Raw genomic sequence first — 21,443 nt, forward strand, 5'->3', positions numbered from 1 at the left:
ACATCCGGTCGCGTCGACGGCCCGATCGTTCGGGCGAACCCCACTGATGCCGCTTTCCCCGATCAGGCTCCGCCTCCTCATCGCGTCGCTCCTGACCGTTTCCATCCTCGGTGCGCTCGACCACACGATCGTGGCGACCTCACTCGCGACCGTCGCCGGCGAGCTCGGCGCCCTCCAGCACATGGGTTGGGTCGTCGTCGGCTACACCCTGGCGAGCACCGTCCTCATGCCCGTGATCGGCAAGGTCGGCGACCTCGTCGGCCCACGCCTCGTGTTCCTGACCTCGCTCGCCGTTTTCCTCGTGTCCTCACTCGCCTGCGGATTCGCGCAGGACATGACCCAGCTCGTCATCGCGCGCGTCGCGCAGGGCGTCAGCTCGGCAGGGCTGCACCTCATGTCGCAGACGATCGTCGCGCACGTCACCACGCCGCGCGATCGCCCGAAGTACATGAGCATCGTCGGCGCGGCGTTCCCGATCGCGATCCTCGTCGGGCCGGTACTCGGTGGTGCGATCACCGACTACTGGGGCTGGCAGTGGGTGTTCTGGATCAACCTGCCGTTCGGGCTGGCCGCACTCGCGCTGGCAGTGTTCGCCGTCCCGCACATCGAGCCCGGCGCCCGACGCCGGTTCGACCTCGCCGGCGCGGTCGCCTTCACCATCGCCTTCGTCTCGCTCGTGCTCGCCGTCACCTGGATCGGCGACCCCGACGCAGCATCCGCCGCCGTGGTCGCCTTCGCGCTCTCGGGCATCGCGTTCGCGGCGTTCTTCGCGATCGAGCTGCGAGTCGACGAGCCGATCGTGCCGCTGCGGTTCTTCGCGAACCGCACGATCTCGGCGGGCGTCGCCCTGTCGGCCATCATCGGCATCGGCCTGTTCTCGGTGACGGCGTACCTGCCGACCTACTTCCAGATGGCCTACCGCACCTCGGCCACGGTGTCGGGGCTGGTTCCGATCGCGACGGTCTTCGGCATGCTCGTCTCGAACCTCGCGACCGGATGGCTCGTCAGCCGCACCGGCCATTACCGCGTCTACCCGATCATCGGCACAGCGCTCGGGGCGGCTGGCCTGCTCGTCATGTCGATGCTGCCCGTGGGCACGCCACTCTGGGTGCCCATGGTCGTCATGAGCATCGTCGGCATCGGCACGGGGGCGTTCATGAGCCTCATCGTCGCGGTCGTGCAGGATGCCGCGCCGCGCCACGAGACGGGCACCATCACGGCGACCGTCAACTTGGTGCGCCAGATGGGCTCGACGGTCGCGACCGCGGTGATCGGCGGCGTGATCGGCGCGGGCGTCGCCGCCGCGCTGCCCGCGAGCCTCGATGCCGCCACGCTCACGCCGCAGCTCGTGCACGGCTCATCGGCCGCGGTACAGGCCGAGGTCGCCCAGATCTACGGCGAGGTGCTCGCGCCGGTGTTCCTCGCGCTCGCCGTCACGTACGCCCTCGGAATCGTCGCCGCCGTCCTGCTTCCGGCGGGCCGGCTGTCCGACGAACTCGAACCCGCGGCCGAAGCCGCACCAGAACCCCTCACCGCGTGAGACTCGAAGAGGAGACCCGCATGTCCCACCACCCCACCATCGCCGTCGTCGGCAGCGGACCGATCGGCTCGGCCTACGCCCGCCTGCTGCTCGAAGGACTCCCCGACGCCCGCGTCGTCATGTTCGAAGCCGGCCCGCAGCTGACCGCGCGACCCGGCGAGAGCGTCCGCAACATCGCGGACCCCGACGAGAAGGCCCGCGCTCGCGAGATGTCGCAGGGCCCGCAGGCCGGCGACCACCGCGAGTCGCTCGGCATCCCCGCCGCCACGGTCGTCGAGGGCATGTTCACGGCCCGCCAGGGCACGCACCTCCTCGACTTCGGCGGAGAGGGATCCGCGCACGCCCCGACGTTCCCGGCCGCGGCCGGCGCGACCAACGTCGGCGGCCAGGGCGCCCACTGGACGTGCGCGATCCCGCGGCCGGCGTTCAGCGAGAAGGTCGACTTCATCGCCGACGACGAGTGGGCCGACCTGATCGACACCGCCGAGGGGCTGCTGCACAAGCAGAGCGCCGCATTCGCCGACTCGTCGGTCGGTCGCGCCATCCGCTCGCTGCTGTCGGAGGAGTTCAACGGCGAGCTGCCCGAGGGCTACGGCCCCAGCACGCTGCCCGTCGCCGGCGACCCCCTGCCCGACGGCACGATGCGCTGGGCCGGCGCCGACGCGGTGCTCGGTCCGCTCATCGAGTCCGGCGACCCGCTCGCCGAGCGGTTCGAGCTGCGCGACCTCGCGCTCGTGCGCCGCGTCGAACGCGACGGCGACCGGATCACGGGCGTCACCGTGGAGGACCTCCGCACGAAGGAGACCTCGTTCGTGGCCGCCGACCTCGTCGTGGTGGCCGCCGACGCGTTCCGCTCACCGCAGCTGCTGTGGGCGTCTGGCATCCGCCCGGCCGCGCTCGGCCACTACCTCACCGAGCACCCGGTGGTGATCTCCACCGTCGCCCTCGACGCGGGGAAGATGGGGCGGTTCGCGACCGAGGAGCAGCTCGACGCCGAACTCGCACGCCGCGCGACCAACGCGGCCGACCCGGTCGCCGCGGTCAACCGCATCCCGTTCTCGGAGCCCAGGCACCCCTTCTCGCTGCAGGTCATGTACGCCGAGAACCCGCCGTTCCAGCTCGACCCGGCGCACCCGCATGCCGGCAACCGCTGGGGCTACGTGAACATGGGCTATGGGATGCGGAAGTTCCCGCGCTTCGAGGACGCCGTCACGTTCGACGACGCCGAGCTCGACTACCGCGGCTTCCCGAACATGACGATCGAGTACGAGCTCACCGAGCGCGAGCTCACCGAGATCGAGGCCGCGACCGAGCGGCTGCGCCGCGCTGGGGACGCGCTCGGCACGTTCGTCGCGGAGCCGCGGCTCATGCCGAACGGCTCGAGCCTGCACTACCAGGGCACCATGCGCATGGGCGCGAGCGACGACGGCACGTCCGTCGCCGACCCCTGGTCACGCGTGTGGGGCGTCGACGGCCTCGTCGTCGGCGGCAACGCACTCATCCCCACGCCGACCACCATGAACCCGACGCTCATGAGCGTGGCGATCGCGGTGCGCGGGGCGCGCAAGGCCGTCGAGACGCTCGCGGCCCGCACCGAGGCATCCGTCGGCGCCTGAACCGAGACCACCCCAGACAAGGAGAGCGAGCGACGATGCTGCTCGAGCGAGACCTCATCCAGTCCACCGGCTTCCGCAACGTGCGGGACGGCGATCGCGTCACCGGCTTCCAGTTCCGCGTGCGCATGCCGTCGTACCGCGGCATGGCCGCCTCCCTCATCGACGGCATCGCGGTGCGCGTCGGCGACCTCGTCGACGTCGGTCCAGAGGTGCCGTTCTGGACCTTCGGAGGCCGCACCTTCACGCTCGCCGAGCTGTGGGACCTCGACGGCGTGCGCTGGCCGCTCGAGGACGCGGCCGTGGTCACGGTGCCGTTCGAGGGCGGGTTGCCGGAGGGCACGCACGAGGTCTCCGTCGAGCTGCGGCTGCGCATGTCGTACATCCCGGAGGAGCACCAGCCGAGCACCTACCGGGTGAGCCGGCACATCACGCTCTCGCCGGACGGCGACGGCGGGCCGTTCCAGTACGGCGTGTCGCTCTACAGCTACATGACCGACTACGGCACGGTGCTCGACCTCGAGACGGCGCTCGCCCACGTCGCCGACGTCGGCGCGACCGGCGTCGAGATCCTCGGCGAGGGCCACATCGCGGGCTACCCCGAGCCATCCGCGGAATGGATCGACCGCTGGTTCGCGCTCCTCGACCAGTACGGGCTCGAGCCGACGAACTACGGCTCGTGGATCGACACCCGCCTGCACTCGAGCGGGCCGAACGCCCGTCGGCTCACCGCCGAGGAAGGCGCGGGCATGCTGCAACGGGACCTGCGGCTGGCGAAGCGCCTCGGCTTCCGGTTCGTCCGGCCCAAGATCGGGGTCGTCTCGAGCGACCTCGTGCCCGATCCCATCTGGACCGAGTCGGTGGAGCGCTCGCTCGATCTCGCGGCCGAGCTCGACGTCGTCATCTGCCCCGAGATCCACTCGCCGACGCCGATCAAGCACCCGGTCGTCGACGACTACATCGACCTCATCGAGCGCACCGGCACGAAGCACTTCGGGCTGCTGCTCGACACCGGCATCTTCCAGGATCGCCCCATCCCGCTGCGGCCGGGTGAGCTGCCCGGGCAGCGGCCGGCGTTCCTCGACGGCATCGGCGTGGACTCCGCCGACATCGCCGACATCGCGAAGTACGTCGTGTTCATCCAGGCGAAGTTCCACGACATCGACGAGCACCTCGAGGACCAGCAGATCCCGTGGGAGCCCGTGCTCCGCGCGCTCAAGGACGCCGGCTACACGGGCTACCTCTCGAGCGAGTACGAGGGCGAGCGCACGCCGTGGCGCTCGATCGAACAGGTGCGACGCCAGCACTCGCTCATCCGCCGCATCGCCGCAGGGCTCTGAGCCGCGGCATCCGCCTCACGAACCACCCAGGACAGGACACCGACCATGCCGAACGGACTCATCCAGGCGGACAGCCTGCACACCCACCCCGAGGGCCTCGCGCTCTCGCTCACGCTCCCGTGGTACCGCAGCCTCTGGCTCTCGTCGGTCTCGACCCTGCGGCTCACGATCGACGGCGAGGAGGTGCCCGCGGGCGACCTCGCGTTCGAGCTCGACGGCGAGCGCTACGCGCTCGACGAGCTGCCGCAGCAGAGCGAGGTGCTCTGGTACCTGCAGGCGCACCCGCTGCTCATCGTGCGGCGCGAACAGCCTGTCGCGCTCGGCGAGACCCACGACGTGGAGGTCTTCGGCGAGCTGCGGCTGCCGTACATGCAGATCGCACCCGGCGCCAACGGCGGGCCGGGCATGTACGTGCCGAACGTCGTGCGGCAGTCGCTCACGCTGACCGTCACCGACCGCGACGCACCGGCGCCGGCGTTGGTGACGGATGTGGCTGCGCCGCCGCCCGCCGAAGACGCCGACCCGTTCAAGCTCGGCCTCACGCTCTACTCCGCGAGCGCCGAGTTCCGCGCCGGCTGGTACGACTTCTCGGGCCTGCTCGACCGCGTGGCCGAGCTCGGGATCGGACCGGGCATCGAGATCGTCGCCTCGCAGGTGCTGCCGACCTATCCGATCGTGTCGGACGACTTCGTGCGCACCTGGCGCGACGCGTTCGACCGGCACGGCTTCGACGCGAGCTCGTTCGGCGCGAACCTCGACATGGGCCGCCGCCGCGATCGCGACATGACGCCCGATGAGGAGTTCGAGTTCACCGAGACGCTGTTCCGAGGCGCGGCGAAGCTGGGCTTCCCGCTCGTGCGCATCCAGAGCGCGAAGCCCGAGCTGCTGCGTCGCCTGCTCCCGATCGCCGAGCAGCTCGACCTCAAGCTCGCGTACGAGATCCACGCGCCCATGGGCCCGAACGCCGAGCCGATCCTGAAGGTGCGGGAGGTGTACGAGGAGCTCGACTCGCCGCTGCTGGGCTTCGTCGCCGACTTCTCGTCGACCATGCACGCCATGTCGCCGACGCTGCTGCGCGCCGTCCGTCGTGCTGGCCTCGACGACCAGGCGGTCGACCGCCTGCAGGCGATCTGGGCGACCGACGCGCCCATGCGCGAGCGGCAGGAGGAGTTCATCGGCTACCTCCGCGGTCGCGACTTCGACCCGGGCAGGCTCGGCTCCTTCGCGCACCTGGCGTTCAACATGCACGGCCACGTCGACCCGCGCGAGTGGGCCGACATCATGCCGCAGATCCTGCACGTGCACGCGAAGTTCTACGACATCGACGAGCGCGGCCAGGAGCCCGCAATCGACTACCCCGAGCTCGTGCGCGTCTTCGTCGAGGGCGGCTACCGCGGCTACTGGTCGAGCGAGTGGGAGGGCCACGCGTTCGCCGAACTCGGCGAGGTCGACCCGCTGCTGCTCGTCCGGCGCCAGCACGACCTGATCCGCGCGAGCATGCGGGCGGTGCAGCCGGCATGACCGGCACCGAGGCGCTGGAGACCGACACCGCGGGTGTGCCAGATTTCCGCCGGATGCCGGTGCCCGAAGCCATTCGGTGGCTGGCCGAGCACGGAGAGCCGGCCGATCCCCGGCCCGACATCGACACGGCGTCGCTCGTGCGACGGTTCCCGCACCTCGCGGGCGTCGCGACCGAAGACCGTACGGTGGAGGGGCGCCGCGGTCCGGTCCCGATCCGTATCTACAGCGATGCGGCGGCAACGCCCACGGGCCGCGCGCTCGTATGGGTGCACGGGGGCGCCTTCATCGGCGGCCACCTCGACATGCCCGAGTCGAACTGGGTCGCGCGAGAACTCGCCGCACGTGGCATCCCGGTCGTGTCGATCGACTATGCGAAGTGCCTCGGCGACGTGCACTACCCCGTCCCGTCCGACGATGTGCTCGCCGCGTGGCGGTACGTACGCAATGCCGCAGCGGAGCTCGTCGCCGTCGAGCCGCAGTCGCTCGTGCTCGGCGGTGCCAGCGCGGGCAGCACACTCACCGCGAGCGCCGTCACGCGACTGCGCGACGCGGGCGAACCGCTGCCGGCGGGGCTCGTGCTCGTCTACCCGGTCCTGCACCCGAACGGTCCGGCGGGCTCGGCGACGGTCGACCTCGGTTCACCGCACGGTCAGCTCGCCCTCAACTATGCGGGGACGGACGAGACCCTCACCGATTCGCAGGCGTTCGCGGGGCTCGGCGACGGACACGAGTTCCCGCCGACGCTCATCGTCGTGTGCGAGCTCGACGACCTGCGGACGTCGGGCGAGCGGTTCGCCGAGACGGTCGCGGCCGCCGGCGTCGACGTGCACCTCCGCCTCGAGGCCGGCGCCCGGCACGGCCACATCGACCAGCCCGGCGACCAGGGTGCGCTGCGAACGATCGACGCGGTGGCCGCGTGGATCGGCCGATGACCACTTTCACCAACCCGGTGCTGGCGGGCGACCGACCCGATCCGGCCGTCATCCGCGTCGGCGACGAGTACTGGCTCACCTACTCCTCGTTCGAATCGGCCCCGGGCTTGCCGCTGTACCGTTCGACCGACCTCGTGAACTGGACGTTCGAGGGTTCGGCGCTGCCGGAACCGCTCGGCAGCACCTTCGCCGTCGACATCGCCGAGCACGACGGACGGTTCTTCATCTACATCCCGTTCATCCCGACGCCGTGGTCGGCGCTCGCGGACGCCTCGATCTTCGTGATCCACGCACCGTCGATGCGCGGTCCGTGGTCCCAGCCGATCGACCTCGGCATCCGCGGCGCCATCGACCCGGGTCACGTCGTCGGCGAGGACGGCACGCGCTACCTGCTGGTGAACGGCATCCGGATGGTACGGCTCACGGATGACGGCCTCGCGACGGTCGGCGACCTCGAGCAGGTCTACGACGGATGGCGCTACCCCGACGACTGGGTGACCGAGGCGTACGCGCTCGAGGGGCCCAAACTGCTCCGTCGCGGCGAGTGGTTCTACCTCGTCAGTGCGGTCGGTGGCACCGCGGGCCCGCCTACCGGCCACATGGTGATCGTCGCGCGATCCCGTTCGGTGCACGGACCGTGGGAGAACTATCCGGCCAACCCCATCGCCCGCACGCGTGATGCGTCGGAGCGCTGGTGGTCGCGTGGCCACGCGACGATCCTGCGGGGGCCGGGCGAAGCGTGGTGGATGCTGTCGCACGGGTACGAGAACGGGTTCCGCACGCTCGGCCGGCAGGTCCTGCTCGAGCCGATCTCGTGGACCGATGACGGCTGGCCGGTGGCGGCAGCACGCGACATCGGTGCGGCGCAGCCGGCGCCGGTGGATGCCGCGCCGCAGGGCCCGTCCGTGGGATTCGCCCTCGACGCGACGGCGTTCCGCCTCGGCGACCGGTGGGCGTTCCACGCGCCGTCGCCCGGTGAGGCGGACCGGCTGCGCCTCGACGGCAGCGATCTCGTGCTGCAGGCGAAGGGCGCCGACCCGGCGGACACGTCGCCGCTCTGCCTGGTGACCGGCGACCACTCGTACGAGATCGAGGTGGACGTGGAGCTCGGGCCGGGCCCGGTCGAGGGCGGCCTGCTCCTGTTCTTCAACGACCAGCTGTTCTGCGGCATGGGACTCGATGGTGAGCGGATGCTGAGCTACTCGGGCGGTCATCGCACGCACTGGCGCGAGCCCGCGCCGTCAGCTCGGCGGCTGCGGCTGCGGATCCGCAACGAGGAGCACATCGTCACGTCGTGGTACGCCCTGCCTGGCGGGGAGTGGGTCCGGCACGGCCTCCGGTACGAGACCTCGGGGTACCACGCGAACACGATGGGCGACCTGCTGAGCCTGCGTCCCGCCATCTATTCGGCGGGCGAGGGTCACGTGACCTTCCGCGGCCTGCGGTACCGGCCGCTCGGGTGACCCGCCGGACACCGATTTCGAGGGGAACGGTGTCGCCAGCACCGGTTCGGTGCGTAGCTTGGACGTACCGTCCAGCCTGTCAGGAGCCGCGACCCGCCCGAGCAGCGGCTCGTCGACGACGGATCAGTCGCGCTGGTCCCGGTCGGCGCGGGCATGGCCGGGCAACTGCGCGCGGCCATCGCCGGGCGGCCCGTCTACGTGCACGTCGACTGCGAGCTGCTCGATCCGGGAATCGTGCCGACCGACTACTCGATACCCGACGGCATGACCCTCGACCAGCTCTTCGCGTGCGCCGAGGTGATCGCCGAGCACGAGGTCGTCGGCATCCAGATCGCCGAACTGGAGACCGATGAGACGCCCGACGGCGGGTCGGACGGGCCCGCACGCCGGATGGTGGCCTCCGTCGAGCCGATCTTCGCGACCGTCACCTGACTCGCCGCTCGGCCTACCAGGAGCGAGGACGGAACGCGGATCGCCGCCCGGGGCACGTGCCCCGAGCGGCGATCCGTCGGTGGTGATCAGGACGTGGTGCGACGCCGATCAACCCCAGGCGGCGTCCATCTCCTCGAGGACCTGGTCGACCGTGTTCTGGCCGGTCAGGAGGCCCTGGACGCCGACGCCGAGGGTGTCGTACACAGCCGGGTTCGGCCAGGTCGCGTTCGGCAGGCCGGTGTAGGCGCCCGACTCGAGCAGCTCGCCGATCGGCTGGTAGACCGGCAGCAGGGAGTCCGCGCTTGCCCCGGTGATCGGCACGGCGCCGAAGAGGTCGGCGAAGGTCTTCGCCTGCTCGGGCTCGGCGGCCCAGTCGAGGAACTCCTGCGCCGCAGCCTTGGTACCGTCCTCCGCGGCGGCGTTGATGCCCCACGCGTAGTTGGCCGAGGCGAGCGCGATCGGGTCCTGCCCCTCAGCAGGCGGGAAGGCCTGGACGTCGGTCTCGAGCCCCGCGCCGGCGTTGATCGACGTCGCCGCCGAACCGGGAACGGGTGCGCTCAGCGAAGAGCCGCCACCGAGGCCGTTGGTGATCGAGTCGAACGTGCCACCGGCGGCGCCGTCCTGGAAGCAGCCCTCCTCGTTCATCGTGACGATGTCCTCGAGGGTCTGCTTCCAGCCGTCGCTGTCGGCGAACGTCACGTCGCCCGCCGCGCGCTGCTCGTTCCAGTCGGGCGTCTCGGCGTACACGCGCGTACCGGAGACGATCTGGGCCAGGAGGCCCGTGTTGAACGGCACCCCACCGGCGACGACGGCGAAGCTCTTCCCGCCGTCTCGTGCCGTGGTGCAGGCCTCGAGCAGGTCGTCGAACGTCGACGGGAACTCGTCCACGCCGACCTCCTCACCGGCGGCCGGGTTGTAGACGAAGCCGGAGACCGAGAGCGAGTTCGGCTGCGCGTAGATCTCGCCGTCTACCTCGTACAGGGACTCGGTGCCCTCGGGAATGACGCCGGCCGAGGTGTCATCGAGCGGCTCGAGGAAGCCGGCCTCGGCGAGCGAGATCACAGAGATGGGCTGCCCGGTGCCCGGCGCGACGATCATGACGTCGGCCGCGTTGCCACCTTGGAGCTGCGTCGTGAGCTGCGTGTTGTACGCGTCGCCCGGGTAGGGGATGACCTCGACGTCGACGCCGGTCTCCTCGGTGTACTGCTCGAGGAGCTGCGCGTACGCCGTGTCCTGGTCGTTGGTCTGCGGCACCATGACGCTAAAGCTGTCGGCGGCCGCGGAGTCGCCTCCGGAGTCGCCGCCATCATCGCCGCCACCGGCAGCGCAGCCGGAGAGGATCAGGGCGCCGGCGACCGGCGCCACGAGGAGCGACCATCGCAGTGGCTTGGTCGCGGGGTGCTGTGCGTGCTGAGGCATTTCGGCCCTTTCCTGACGTCGTTGTCGCCAGCCTGGGTGCTGGCGCGGCTCTACGGCCGCAGGTTCAGCCTGACACACATCCGCCCGATTCTGACATTAGTAGTGGTTATGCGGCACAATAGTCCCGCTGATCACGCCTTCCGCTCACTCGGAGCGGCGGCCCCGGGCGACCAGCGAGACGGGCCCCTCGAGCCCGGCCGCGAGCGGCGATGCCGTCGGTTCGAAGACGCGGGTCATCGGGTCGAGGAGCTCGCCGCTCGGCGCGGTCGCCTCCGCGATGAGCCGGTTGCGCCAGGGTGTTGCCACGTCGATCTCGAGCCTGTTGCGGCCTTGTCGCAGCGCGGCGGTGACGTCGACCCGGAGCGGCGCCGTCCACGCGATGCCGCACTCGGCACCGTTCACGGTCACCCGGGCGATGTCGTGCACTCCGCCGAGGTCCACCTCGAGCTGTTCCGCGTCGAGCTGATGCGGTTCGAACTCGACCTCGAGCCGGTAGCTCCCGATCCCCGAGAAACCGCGCCCGGGTCCATCGAGATCGGTCCACAACCGGGGTGCGGGTGAGAAGGATGTCTCCGCGTGGCCCGGCAGGGCCACGGTCCACGTTCCCTCGAGCGGCGTGATCACGGTTCGCTCGTCGTCGACCGGCGCGGACGGCGTCGCGGCGTCGAGCACGAACACCGATCCGAATGGGGGGAGCGAGACCATGTACTCGGCGCGATCATCCGGCGTCGCCCTCGCAACCGTCTCCCAAGGCACCGTGCGCACGGCGACCGGGTCCCACCCCACGAGCGGCGGGGCGTCACGATCGACGGCCAGCCGCAGCTCCACGCATTCCGCGGCCGGATTCGCCAGGAACGTCAGGCGGCGGCCCTCGACGATCCGTCCGACCCGCCTGACGGGCGGGCCGTCGATGGACAGCGCCGGGCGGAGGCCGAGCTCCACGAGACCCGCCGCGAGATCCGCGGTGGCGATGACGCGTCCCCGTGTCCGCGCTGCGCCCCAGATCCGGTCGCCGGCGGCCTCGAAGGCGTCCGCGTCGTCCGCAAGAGACGGCGTCGCGAGGGGACGGTGCCCGACGATCGTGGCGCCCGCGTCGAGCAGGCGCTCGAGGGCGAGCAGCGTCGGGAGCGTCATCCGCTCGCTCGACCCGCCGAGGTACAGCACGCGGTACCTCGCGCCCTCGGCGGCGACCGACCCGTCGACCACGCGCAGCACGTCGCGCACCGCGTCGGCCCCGACGTAGTCGAAGTCGAACCCGTCCGGAACCGCGGTGTCGAGATCATGCTCGAAGAGGCCCGTCACCGGCGCCTCCTCGCCGACGAACACCGCGACGTCGACGTCGGCCCGGCCCATGGCGAGGAGCGCGGAGCAGCGCGCGAGATAGTCGATCCACGGACCAGCCATCGACGCCCACGTCTCGTTCGCGGTGAACGCCTGTCCGAGGAACGGCGCGAGGGCGATGCCCGGCAGCGGCGCCGCGAGCGGTTGATGCGGCGAGGTGTGGATGCAGAAGCGCGTCACGCCGAGCGCGAGTTGCAGGTCGGCGATGTGCTTGAGCGTCCGCGGCGTCCACGACCACGGTCGGTCGAACGACGTGAACGCCTCCGCGCCGACGCGATCGCGGCCGTAGACGTGCGCGACCGATGCAGCGCCCTTGAGGTCGGCCACGTACGTCGGCATCGGTCCGTCGTCGGGATCGAAGGTCCACATGGCGCCCATCGGCACGTCGGCGTGCGCGCGCATCGCGAGGTCGTCGCCGAGCTGCGGCCTGCCGTCTTCGAGCGCCTCGGCGTAGTACGTCATGCCGCGGCGGTGCGCCTCGTCGGCGAGCGTGCCGTAATACTCGCGGGCCAGCAGGTCGGCGAGAGTGCGGCGGTAGTCGTACAGGAACCGGTCCGACGCCTCCGCGCTCGCGACGAGATAGCCGGCCAGCGTGGGCAGCATCGCCGTCGGGTCGTAGCCGCGCCGGCGTGTCACCTCCTCGAGGATTCGGTCGGTCCAGTTCTGCGGCCCCGCCTCGATGCTGTCGCTGAGCAGGGCGGTGAAGGCGGGTGATGCGGATGACTCGCCGTCACGCTCGACACCGAAGCGCCGGAGGTGCGTGGCGAGGTACCGGCGCACGCGCTCGCCGTCGAGCTTGTCGACCTCGAGGCCCGTCGAGTCGGCCGGCGCCGGGCCGTTGGTCTGGCCGGTGAGCGACGCGCCGAGTCGCAGGATGGTCCAGCGGCCGGGTGGGGCGTGCCACCGGAGCACGCCGTCGCGGACGTGTTGCGTCACGTCGACGATCGATGCGGGATCGACGACGCCCCAGACGGCGAGCGGATCGGTCGGAACAGCGAAGTAGTCGGGCACCACGCCGAATCCCGCCTTGGCCTCGGCGACGTGCACCCGCCCACCGGTCCGAAGCGCGAACTCGGATACCGCGAACGCGTCCGACTTCCGGAGCACGGGCGGCAGCCGCACGCCCTCCGCGACGGGCGGGAGCGCATCCGCCGCGCTTCCGGCCGACAGCAGCAACCGGAAGCGCCGTGCGGTGACGGCGGGGAAGCTCAGGGTACGCGCGGGGATCGCCGACGTCGGCAGTTCCGTGACGTCCCGGTACACGTCACCGTCGTCGCTCGCCTGCAGCACCGCCGTTGCGGGCGGCGCCGCGCCGAACCCTCGCGGTCCCGGCAGTCCGACCACGACGGAACGCACGGTGACGGGTTCGTCGAACTCCTGCTCGATCCACGCCGACGACCAGCCATCCGGGTCGCGGGGGAGCCTCAGCGTCGGACCGAACGCGCCGTCGGTCAGGCACGAGCTGTCTCCGAGAGCGGCCGAGCCGTGGACGCGCGAGGGCTGCAGCACCTCATACGCAGGATCGGCCGGGAAGGCGAGCACCCGCCAGTCCGTCGACCAGCCGGGCGCGTCGGATGCCGCTGCCCACCGCGGGCAGTCCTGGTACAGCCCCGCCACGGAGGGCAAGGGCGGCAGCCCGACCTCGACTGGATCCGCTCCGGTGCCGGTGAACGTCACCTCCGACCAGACAACCTTCTTCATCGCGTCGGCGGGCTCGACCCACGGCCCGCCGGAAGCGCTCCATCCCGACGACGTCGCGACGGCGAGCTCCATGCCGAGTTCCGTCGCGACGCGCACGGCGGTCTCGACGCTCTGCACCCACTCCGTGCTGCCCGGGCGAACGGGAGCGGGCACCACGAGCGGGCCGCCCATCCCGCCGTCGAACAGCTGCGCGCCGCGCACGCCGACCGCGTGCAGCCAGCGCAGGTCGCGTTCCACGCCCGCCGGGTCGACGTTCCCGTCCATCCAGTGCCACCACGCGCGGGGACGCGCCTCGTCGGGCGGGTCGACGAAGGCGCTCCAGAGCGGGTCGGCGTCCATGGGTCTGAATCCTTCCATCGCTTCTTCGCCGCTGCCCGCCTCGCGCACTTATACGCGATATCGCGATAACTAATGTGTGTTTCCGACGCAAGCGTGGGACCCTTTTTCGAGAGCGTTCGATGCCCGAAGCGCTTGACGACGATGTCAGGAAGCAGATGACCGTGACGATCCAACAGGACAGCACCCGCACCATCACCGTGCCGCCCTCCGCGCGGAACACCCCGCCGCCACGGCGACGCGGCCGCCGGCCGCTGCTGCAGTTCGGCCACTGGTGGTGGGCGCTGCCCGCCGTGCTCGTCGTCATCGGCGTCCACTACGTGGCCACGCTGACCGGCGGCTTCTTCGCCTTCACGGACTGGACCGGCCTCGGCGACTGGGACTTCATCGGCCTCGACAACTTCGTGCGGATCTTCAACGACCCGCAGCTGCTCGGCTCGGTGTGGAACACGCTGTTCCTCGCGTTCGGTTCGGTCATCCTCACGAACGTTCTCGGCCTGCTGTACGCGCTCGCGATCAACCGCATGCTGAAGACGCGCTACCTGCTCCGCACCCTGTTGTTCATGCCGGTGGTGCTGAGCCCGCTCGCCGTCGCGTACGTGTGGAAGTTCATCTTCCAGTTCGACGGACCGCTCAACGGGTTCCTCGGGCTCATCGGGCTCGAGGAGTTCCAGAAGGTGTGGCTCGCCGACCCGACGTGGTCGATCTGGGCCATCCTCATCACGGTCGTCTGGCAGCAGACCGGCTTCGTCATGGTCATCTACCTCGCGGGCCTCGCGAGCGTCCCGATCGAGGTCGAAGAGGCCGCGGCGCTGGATGGCGCGGGGCTCTGGGGTCGCTTCCGGCACGTCGTCGTTCCCGCCATCCGTCCGTCGATCGCCATCGCGACGACGCTCGGCATCATCCAGGGCCTGCGGATCTTCGACCAGATCCTGGCTCTGACCGGCGGCGGACCCGCGGGTGCGACCGAGACGCTGGCGACGCAGGTCTACAAGCAGGCGTTCTCGCTGGGGCAGTTCGGCTTCGGCTCGGCGCTCGCGCTCGTGCTGACGCTGATCATCCTCGTGTTCGCCATCTTCCAGCAGTACATCACCCGCGACCGCTCGGTCGGGAAGGTCTGAGGCCATGTTCCGCTACACCAAGCTCACCGCGTTCCGTGAGGCGATCGTCTGGCTGGTCACGCTGCTCGGCCTCCTCCCGTTCTACCTGCTCATCGTCACCGCGCTGAAGGACGACCAGGAGGTGCTGACGACGAGCGCGATGGCGCCGCCGTCGTCGATCGACTTCGGCGCGTTCGTCGAGGTGCTGACCACCGGCGGTCGGAACAGCATCCCGATGAGCATCCTCAACAGCGTGATCATCACCGTCGGCGCGATCGCGGGCCTCGTCCTGCTCGGCTCGATCACGGCGTACGTCATCGCCCGGCGCACGCAGGCGTGGAGCAACGTCACCTACTACCTCGTGCTCATCGCGATCATCCTTCCCGCCCAGCTCGGGACGGTGCCGCTCTACATCGGCGCACGCGCGGTCGGGCTGACGGGCAATGCGCTCGGAATGATCCTGCTCTGGATCGGCATCCTGCTGCCGCTGTCGATCTTCCTCTACGCGAGCTTCTTCCGCGGGCTGACCACCGAGTACGAGGAGGCTGCCGTCATCGACGGCGCGACGCCCACGCAGGCGTTCTTCCGGGTCGTGCTCCCGCTGATGTCACCGGCGACGGGCACCGTCGCGATCCTCGCCGGGCTCATCGTGTGGAACGACTTCTTCAACTCGCTGATCTTCCTCGGCGGCTCGGAGACGCAGACCCTGCCGGTCGCGATGTACACGTACGTCGGAGGCCTGGTCTCGGCGTGGAACAAGATCTTCGCGGTCGTCATCATCTCGATGATCCCGATCCTGCTGTTCTACATGTTCGCCCAGAAGCGCTTCATCCAGGGCTTCGCCGGCGGCCTCAAGGGCTAGGAGGTCCGGACGCCGCCGTCGCGGACATCCATCGATTCGAGAACGGCCGGATCGTCGAGCACTGGGACGTGCTGCAACAGGTTCCCGTGCATGCCGTTCACGACCACCCGATGTTCTGACCCCAGGAGACGCACGTGTACCAGCTCGCACCCAACATCGAACTCCTCTTCACCGAGTCCGGCGACTACCACGACCGCGTGCGCGCCGCAGCGGCCGCAGGCTTCACCGCCGTCGAGATGTGGGGACCCACCGGCGTGGACGCCCCGGCGAAGCCCAAGGACCTCCCGGCGCTCAAGGCCGCGCTCGTCGAGACCGGCACGCAGCTGACGGCGCAGCTCTCGGAGCCGCGTACCCAGTTCATGATCCCGCCCAAGGACCACTCGGAGTTCTATCGCAAGCTCGACGAGGGCGTCGGGATCGCCCACGACCTCGGTTGCCCCCGCATCGTCGTCGGCAGCGGCACGGGCTTCGGCGGCGCGAAGCGCCAGACGCAGCTCGACGAGCTCGTCGAGATCTACCGGAAGGCGATCGCGCAGATCGAGGGATCCGGCATCACGCTGGCGCTCGAGCCGGTCAACATCCGTGTCGACCACCCGGGCGCCCTGCTCGACCGCACGAGCGAGGCGGTGTACGTCGCGCGCGGCGTCGACTCCCCGTTCTTCGGCGTGCTGTACGACATCTACCACTCGGCCGTCGAGGGCGAGGATATGGCGGCCGAGCTCGCCAACGGCGGCGACCTCGTCAAGTACGTGCAGCTCGCCGACACGCCGGGCCGCGGCGAGCCCGGTTCGGGATCGCTCGACTGGCCCGGCACGCTCGAGACCCTGCGCGCGTCAGGCTACGACGGCCCGATCGGGCTCGAGTACTACCCGACACAGGAGTCCGTGGCCTCCGTCGCCCTCATCCGGGAACTGGCGGCGTCGGCATGAGCGCGGCAGCCCAGTCCCGGTATCCCGACGCCGTCGACGTCGCGATCGTCGGCAGCGGCCCGACCGGTGCGGCCTACGCACGCATACTGAGCGAGGAGGCGCCCGGCGTCACGATCGCCATGTTCGAGGTCGGCCCGACGGTCTCCGACCCGCCCGGCGCGCACGTGAAGAACATCGAGGATCCCGACGTCCGGGCCGCGGCGCAGCGCGCGTCGGAGGGGCCGGGCGCCGGAGGCGACACGGTGAACTCGCCCGGCGCCGTCAAGAGCGGTGAGCGTCGCGCGCGCCCCGGAACGTTCCTCCTCGAGGACGGCTACGCGTTCCCGGGGGAGGACGGCCTCCCCGTCGTCGCGATGTCGAGCAACGTCGGCGGCATGTCGGCGCACTGGACCGGCGCCTGTCCTCGACCGGGCGGCAGCGAGCGCATCGCGTTCCTGGCCGACCTCGACGGGCTGCTCGACGAGGCCGACCGCCTCCTCGGCGTGACGACCGACGCCTTCGACTGCGCCCCGTTCACGGGCCTCGTGCGCGAGCGCCTCGCAGCCGCGGTCGACGCGGGCCGCGAGCCCGCCGCGCGCGTGCAACGGATGCCGCTCGCCGTGCACCGCCGGCCCGACGGCCGCCTGGTGTGGTCCGGCTCCGACGTCGTGCTCGGCGAGGCGACTCGCGCGAACCCCGACTTCCACCTGTACGACGAGTCGCTCGTCACGCGCGTGCTCGTCGACGACGGCCGCGCGGCGGGCGTGCGCGTGCGCGACCTGCGCACGGGCGACGAGCACGAGGTGCGCGCCCGCGCGGTGGTCGTCGCGGCGGACGCGCTGCGCACGCCCCAGCTGCTCTGGGCCAGCGGAATCCGCCCCGATGCCCTGGGCCGGTATCTCAACGACCAGACCCAGGTCGTGTACGCCTCGCGCATCCGCGACGTCGATCCCGGCGATGGCGCGGAGCATGCCGCTCCCGCGGAGGGCGGCCTCAGCGAGCAGAGCGGCGTGAGCTGGGTGCCCTACACCGACGCGCAGCCGTTCCACGGGCAGATCATGCAGCTCGACGCGTCGCCGATCCCGCTCGCCGAGGACGACCCGATCGTGCCGGGTTCGATCGTCGGCCTCGGCCTCTTCTGCGCGAAGGACCTGCGGCGCGACGACCGCGTCGCGTTCGACGACGACGAGGTCGACGCGTACGGCATGCCGGCGATGCGGATCCACTACCGCCTGACCGAGCGCGACCACGAGGTCCTCGACCAGGCGCGCGACGAGATCGTGCGCCTCGGCGCCGCGGTCGGCGAGCCGCTCGACCCGCGCCCGTTCACGATGCCGCTTGGTGCGTCCCTGCACTACCAGGGCACGACGCGCATGGGGGAGCGCAACGACGGCGAGAGCGTGTGCAACCCGGACAGCGAGCTCTGGGACGTGCCCGGCGTCTTCGTCGCCGGCAACAACGTCATCCCGACCGCGACCGCATGCAATCCCACGCTCACCAGCGTCGCGCTCGCGGTCCGCGGCGCCCGGCAGGTGGCGCGGGAAATCGCCGCGGATCTTGCTTCTGTCGAAAAAGAACATTAGAGTGAAGGAATGAGGACAAAGATGTCGAGGAGGCTTTCGTGATCTCCGATCGCATGATCGAGGCGGGCACGCTGACGACGGATGGCGCGCGCGCCGCCGTCGAGGTCCGCATCCCGTGGTACCGCGCCCTCCCGGGCTCGTGCATCGCCGGCGCGGCGCTCAGCGTCGACGGCGTCGCCGCACCCGCCGAGTCGCTCCGGTGGACCATGAACGGCCGCGAGTTCACGTTCGACGAACTCGTCGACGAGACCGGCGAATGGTGGTTCCCCACCGATTCGGCCGTGCTCTCGGGCGACATCCCGGTGGCAGCGGATGGCGCGGAACACGAGGTCCGCGTCGACCTCACGCTCTACATCCCCTACATCGTCATCGGCGAGAACGAGGTGCTCCACATCGAGGAGCACGACACCAAGACCATGACGGCACGAGAGGCGGTGGCCGCATGAGCCCCCAGCTCGGCACGCCTATCCAGGGCGTCACCCTCTACAGCTTCACGCGGGCGTTCCACGGCCGCGAGTACGACCTCGAGGGCCTGATCCGCAAGGTGGCCGCCGACGGCTACGGCCCCGGCCTCGAGATCATCGGCTTCTCGAGCTTCCGCGGGTTCCCCGACGTCGACGACCGGTTCGCGGGCGAGTTCCGCGACCTCGTCGACGAAGTCGGCCTCGTCACCACGTCGCTCGCCGTGAACGCCGACATCGGCATCCATCGCGACCGCCTGCTCACCCAGGACGAGCTCATCGAGTACATGCGCCGCCAGATCGAGGCGGCGGCCAAGCTCGGCTTCCCGATCGCACGCGTGCAGATCTCGCTCACGCCCGACTCGATGGAACAGCTCGCGCCGATCGCGGAGCGCTACGGCGTGACGCTCGCCCTCGAGGTGCACGCCGACCAGTACGCCTCGCATCCGCGCATCCTCGCGCTGCGCGACCGCTACGAGCAGGTCGGCTCGCCGTTCCTCGGGTTCACCATGGATTGGGGCGCCACCGTCACCGGCTTCGCGCCGTCGCTGCTCGAGGCGTATCGCCGCCGTGGCGCGTCCGATGAGCTGCTCGCACAGGTCGTCGACCTCTGGAACGGGTTCTACGAGCAGGGCCCGCCCGCCGACCAGGCCGAGCACGGCCAGCGGTTCGGTGCGTTCATCGGCCTGGCCGCCCAGAACGGACGGCCCGATCTCGGCATCGACTTCGGCATCAACGGCACGGGCCTCTTCGGCCCGGCGCGCGTCGATGACTGGCTCGAGATCATGCCGTGGATCCGCCACGTGCACGGCAAGTTCTTCGGCATCGACGAGCGCGGCGAGGAGCCCTCGGTTCCCGTCCGCGACCTCATCCGGCTCCTCGTCGAGCAGGGCTACTCGGGCGCCGTCTCAAGCGAGTACGAGGGATGGCACTGGAACCACTGGCAGAGCCCCTTCGACATCATCGCGGCCGAGCAGGCCGTGCAGCGCTCGGCCGCAGAGACCGCGGGCTCCCGCATGATCACGGATGCCGCGGAGGCGCGCCGGATCCTCGACACCCATCTCGGAAAGGCGGTCCAGGCATGACCGACACCAACGGCATCGCCGGCACCGGCATCAAGCTGGGCACCACTCTTTACTCCATGACGAGCGAGTTCGCGGCTGGGCTGTACACGCCCGAGACGCTGATCAAGGCGGTGCACGACGAAGGGATCGGCCCGGGCGTCGAGTTCAACATCGCCCAGCTGCTGCGCACGTATCCCGACGTGGACGCCGACTTCGTCCGGCTCTGGTTCGACTCCCTCGAGAAGTACGGTCTCGAGGCGAGCGCCGTCGGCACCAACCTCGACATGGGACGCCGCAAGGATCGCGACATGACGCCTGACGAGGAGCACGACTTCCTCGCCCGGCAGCTCGAGACCGCGCACACGCTCGGCTTCAAGAAGGTCGTCATCCGGTCGCACGGCAAGGAGCTGCTGCGCAGCCTCCTGCCGTTGGCGGAGAAGTACGACCAGTACCTCGGCTACGAGATCCACGCCCCCTCCGGGCCGAACGACCCCGCGGTGCTGCAGATGCGTGAGATGTATGACGAGCTGCAGAGCGAGCGGCTCGGCTTCACGGCCGACTTCTCGTCGACCATGCACAGCCTCTCGCCGATGCTGCTGCGCACGCTGAGCCGGATGGGCATGGACGAGAAGCACTTCCCGGTCATGGCGGAGATCTGGCACGAGCCGACCCCGATGCACGTGCGCAACCAGAAGTTCGAGGACTACCTCACCGGGGAGGGCGTCGATCCGCTCACGTTCGGGCCGTTCACGCGTCTCGCGTTCAACATGCACGGTCTCGTGCCGCCGGAGGAATGGCTCGACATCATGCCGCAGATCTTCCACGTGCACGCGAAGTTCTACGACATCGACGCGAACGGCGACGAGCCGGCGATGGACATCCCGCGCATCGTGAAGCAGTTCGTCGACGGCGGCTACACGGGCTACCTCTCCAGCGAGTGGGAGGGGCACGCGTTCGCCGACCTCGGCGAAGCGGACCCGATCGACCTCGTGAAGAAGCAGCACGCGCTCATGCGGCGCGCCATCGAGCAGGAGGCCGCCGCCCGTGTCTGAGCAGCTCACCGAGGCATCCGTCGCCGAACTGCAGGCCGAGATCGAACGGCTTCGCACCGAGGTCGCCGAGGCCGCCCGGCTCGCGCGAAGCGCCCACGATCGCGGCGCCGTCGAGAACCTCTTCAACCGGTACATGCACCTGCACAACGCCTTCCAGGACGAGCAGATCATCCCGCTGTGGGTGAAGCGCGGCACGCCGGGCATCCGCGCGCGGTACACGAACGCGGGCCAGTACACCGACTACGACAGCGTCATCCGCTACCACCAGGGGCGGCCGACGCCGACCGGCAAGCTGATCCTGCACGCGACGACCACGCCCGTCATCGAGGTCGCCGCCGACGGCGAGACCGCGAAGGGCGTCTGGATCATGGCCGGCACCGAGTCGGGCCTGACCGACCCGGAGGTCGCGAACGCCTTCCCCGACATGTACTCGCCCGGCGAGGTCCAGGGCAAGAAGGTCTGGGCGCACTGGGTGTGGTGCAAGTACGCGATCGATTTCCTCCGCCAGGACGGCGAGTGGAAGATCTGGAAGTTCCGCTGCTACGAGCTCGCCCGCGCCCCGTTCCACGAGGACTGGATCAGCTTCGGCGAGAAGAACCAGGCCGCCTTCGACCTCGACCTCATGTACTTCGGCGACGACGGCAAGCCCGTCTTCATGCCGCCGGCCGACGAGCCGGTGCCGACCGAGTACCACCCGTACCACCCCTCGACCCGTCAAACGCTCGAGCCGGTGCCGCCCGTGCCGCACGAGACGTTCACCGACACCTTCAAGTAA

Annotated in this window: 17 protein-coding genes; 15 read left to right on the forward strand and 2 right to left on the reverse strand. The window is 70.3% G+C overall.

Annotated elements, in window-relative coordinates; translation table 11 throughout:
• Positions 1 to 46 precede the first annotated feature (46 nt).
• The 7 genes from ACFQ58_RS16555 to ACFQ58_RS16585 all read left to right on the forward strand — a co-directional run bounded on the left by ACFQ58_RS16555 (position 47) and on the right by ACFQ58_RS16585 (position 8,841).
• Positions 47 to 1,540, forward strand: coding sequence for an MFS transporter (locus tag ACFQ58_RS16555; RefSeq protein ID WP_376952263.1), 1,494 nt, complete (start codon positions 47 to 49; stop codon positions 1,538 to 1,540).
• A gap of 20 nt (positions 1,541 to 1,560) precedes the next feature.
• Positions 1,561 to 3,156, forward strand: a complete 1,596-nt coding sequence (locus ACFQ58_RS16560) for a GMC oxidoreductase (RefSeq protein ID WP_376952264.1) — start codon at positions 1,561 to 1,563, stop codon at positions 3,154 to 3,156.
• A gap of 35 nt (positions 3,157 to 3,191) precedes the next feature.
• Complete coding sequence (locus ACFQ58_RS16565; RefSeq protein ID WP_376952265.1) at positions 3,192 to 4,493, forward strand: DUF6379 domain-containing protein; 1,302 nt, start codon at positions 3,192 to 3,194, stop codon at positions 4,491 to 4,493.
• Positions 4,494 to 4,538: 45 nt separating this feature from the next.
• A complete protein-coding gene (locus tag ACFQ58_RS16570; RefSeq protein ID WP_376952266.1) occupies positions 4,539 to 6,014 on the forward strand; it encodes a DUF6379 domain-containing protein in 1,476 nt (491 codons plus the stop codon).
• Positions 6,011 to 6,946 carry an alpha/beta hydrolase gene (locus ACFQ58_RS16575; RefSeq protein WP_376952267.1) on the forward strand — a complete coding sequence of 312 codons (936 nt, stop codon included), beginning with the start codon at positions 6,011 to 6,013 and terminating at the stop codon, positions 6,944 to 6,946. Before ACFQ58_RS16570 ends, ACFQ58_RS16575 begins: the two co-directional genes overlap by 4 nt.
• The gene (locus tag ACFQ58_RS16580; protein WP_376952268.1) at positions 6,943 to 8,409 is read left to right on the forward strand and encodes a family 43 glycosylhydrolase; all 1,467 of its coding nucleotides are present in this window, start codon (positions 6,943 to 6,945) and stop codon (positions 8,407 to 8,409) included. The genes ACFQ58_RS16575 and ACFQ58_RS16580 overlap by 4 nt, the downstream gene beginning before the upstream one ends.
• A gap of 153 nt (positions 8,410 to 8,562) precedes the next feature.
• Positions 8,563 to 8,841 (forward strand): arginase family protein, encoded by a 279-nt coding sequence (locus ACFQ58_RS16585; protein ID WP_376952269.1) that lies wholly within the window; start codon positions 8,563 to 8,565, stop codon positions 8,839 to 8,841.
• Between the two features lie 108 nt (positions 8,842 to 8,949).
• On the opposite strand, the gene ACFQ58_RS16590 is transcribed toward ACFQ58_RS16585, so the two are convergent.
• Both ACFQ58_RS16590 and ACFQ58_RS16595 read right to left on the reverse strand, forming a co-directional pair.
• A complete protein-coding gene (locus ACFQ58_RS16590; protein WP_376952270.1) occupies positions 8,950 to 10,260 on the reverse strand; it encodes an ABC transporter substrate-binding protein in 1,311 nt (436 codons plus the stop codon).
• Between the two features lie 144 nt (positions 10,261 to 10,404).
• Positions 10,405 to 13,641 (reverse strand): glycosyl hydrolase, encoded by a 3,237-nt coding sequence (locus tag ACFQ58_RS16595; protein WP_376952271.1) that lies wholly within the window; start codon positions 13,639 to 13,641, stop codon positions 10,405 to 10,407.
• A 155-nt stretch (positions 13,642 to 13,796) separates the two neighbouring features.
• Here ACFQ58_RS16595 and ACFQ58_RS16600 point away from each other — a divergent pair, with 155 nt between their 5' ends.
• The 8 genes from ACFQ58_RS16600 to ACFQ58_RS16635 all read left to right on the forward strand — a co-directional run bounded on the left by ACFQ58_RS16600 (position 13,797) and on the right by ACFQ58_RS16635 (position 21,443).
• Positions 13,797 to 14,759, forward strand: coding sequence for a carbohydrate ABC transporter permease (locus tag ACFQ58_RS16600; RefSeq protein WP_376952272.1), 963 nt, complete (start codon positions 13,797 to 13,799; stop codon positions 14,757 to 14,759).
• A 4-nt stretch (positions 14,760 to 14,763) separates the two neighbouring features.
• On the forward strand, positions 14,764 to 15,600 hold the full coding sequence (locus ACFQ58_RS16605) for a carbohydrate ABC transporter permease (RefSeq protein ID WP_376952273.1): 837 nt from the start codon (positions 14,764 to 14,766) through the stop codon (positions 15,598 to 15,600).
• Positions 15,601 to 15,734: 134 nt separating this feature from the next.
• A complete protein-coding gene (locus tag ACFQ58_RS16610) occupies positions 15,735 to 16,529 on the forward strand; it encodes a TIM barrel protein (protein WP_376952274.1) in 795 nt (264 codons plus the stop codon).
• The gene (locus ACFQ58_RS16615; RefSeq protein WP_376952275.1) at positions 16,526 to 18,091 is read left to right on the forward strand and encodes a GMC oxidoreductase; all 1,566 of its coding nucleotides are present in this window, start codon (positions 16,526 to 16,528) and stop codon (positions 18,089 to 18,091) included. The genes ACFQ58_RS16610 and ACFQ58_RS16615 overlap by 4 nt, the downstream gene beginning before the upstream one ends.
• 38 nt (positions 18,092 to 18,129) lie before the next feature.
• A complete protein-coding gene (locus tag ACFQ58_RS16620; RefSeq protein ID WP_376952276.1) occupies positions 18,130 to 18,537 on the forward strand; it encodes a DUF6379 domain-containing protein in 408 nt (135 codons plus the stop codon).
• Positions 18,534 to 19,637: a sugar phosphate isomerase/epimerase family protein gene (locus ACFQ58_RS16625; RefSeq protein WP_376952277.1), complete on the forward strand. Its 1,104-nt coding sequence runs from the start codon at positions 18,534 to 18,536 to the stop codon at positions 19,635 to 19,637. Before ACFQ58_RS16620 ends, ACFQ58_RS16625 begins: the two co-directional genes overlap by 4 nt.
• Positions 19,634 to 20,668: a sugar phosphate isomerase/epimerase family protein gene (locus ACFQ58_RS16630; protein WP_376952278.1), complete on the forward strand. Its 1,035-nt coding sequence runs from the start codon at positions 19,634 to 19,636 to the stop codon at positions 20,666 to 20,668. The genes ACFQ58_RS16625 and ACFQ58_RS16630 overlap by 4 nt, the downstream gene beginning before the upstream one ends.
• Complete coding sequence (locus ACFQ58_RS16635; protein WP_376952279.1) at positions 20,661 to 21,443, forward strand: nuclear transport factor 2 family protein; 783 nt, start codon at positions 20,661 to 20,663, stop codon at positions 21,441 to 21,443. The genes ACFQ58_RS16630 and ACFQ58_RS16635 overlap by 8 nt, the downstream gene beginning before the upstream one ends.

The sequence above is a fragment of the Agromyces sp. NPDC056523 genome, assembly GCF_042794545.1.
Taxonomy (GTDB): Bacteria; Actinomycetota; Actinomycetes; order Actinomycetales; family Microbacteriaceae; genus Agromyces.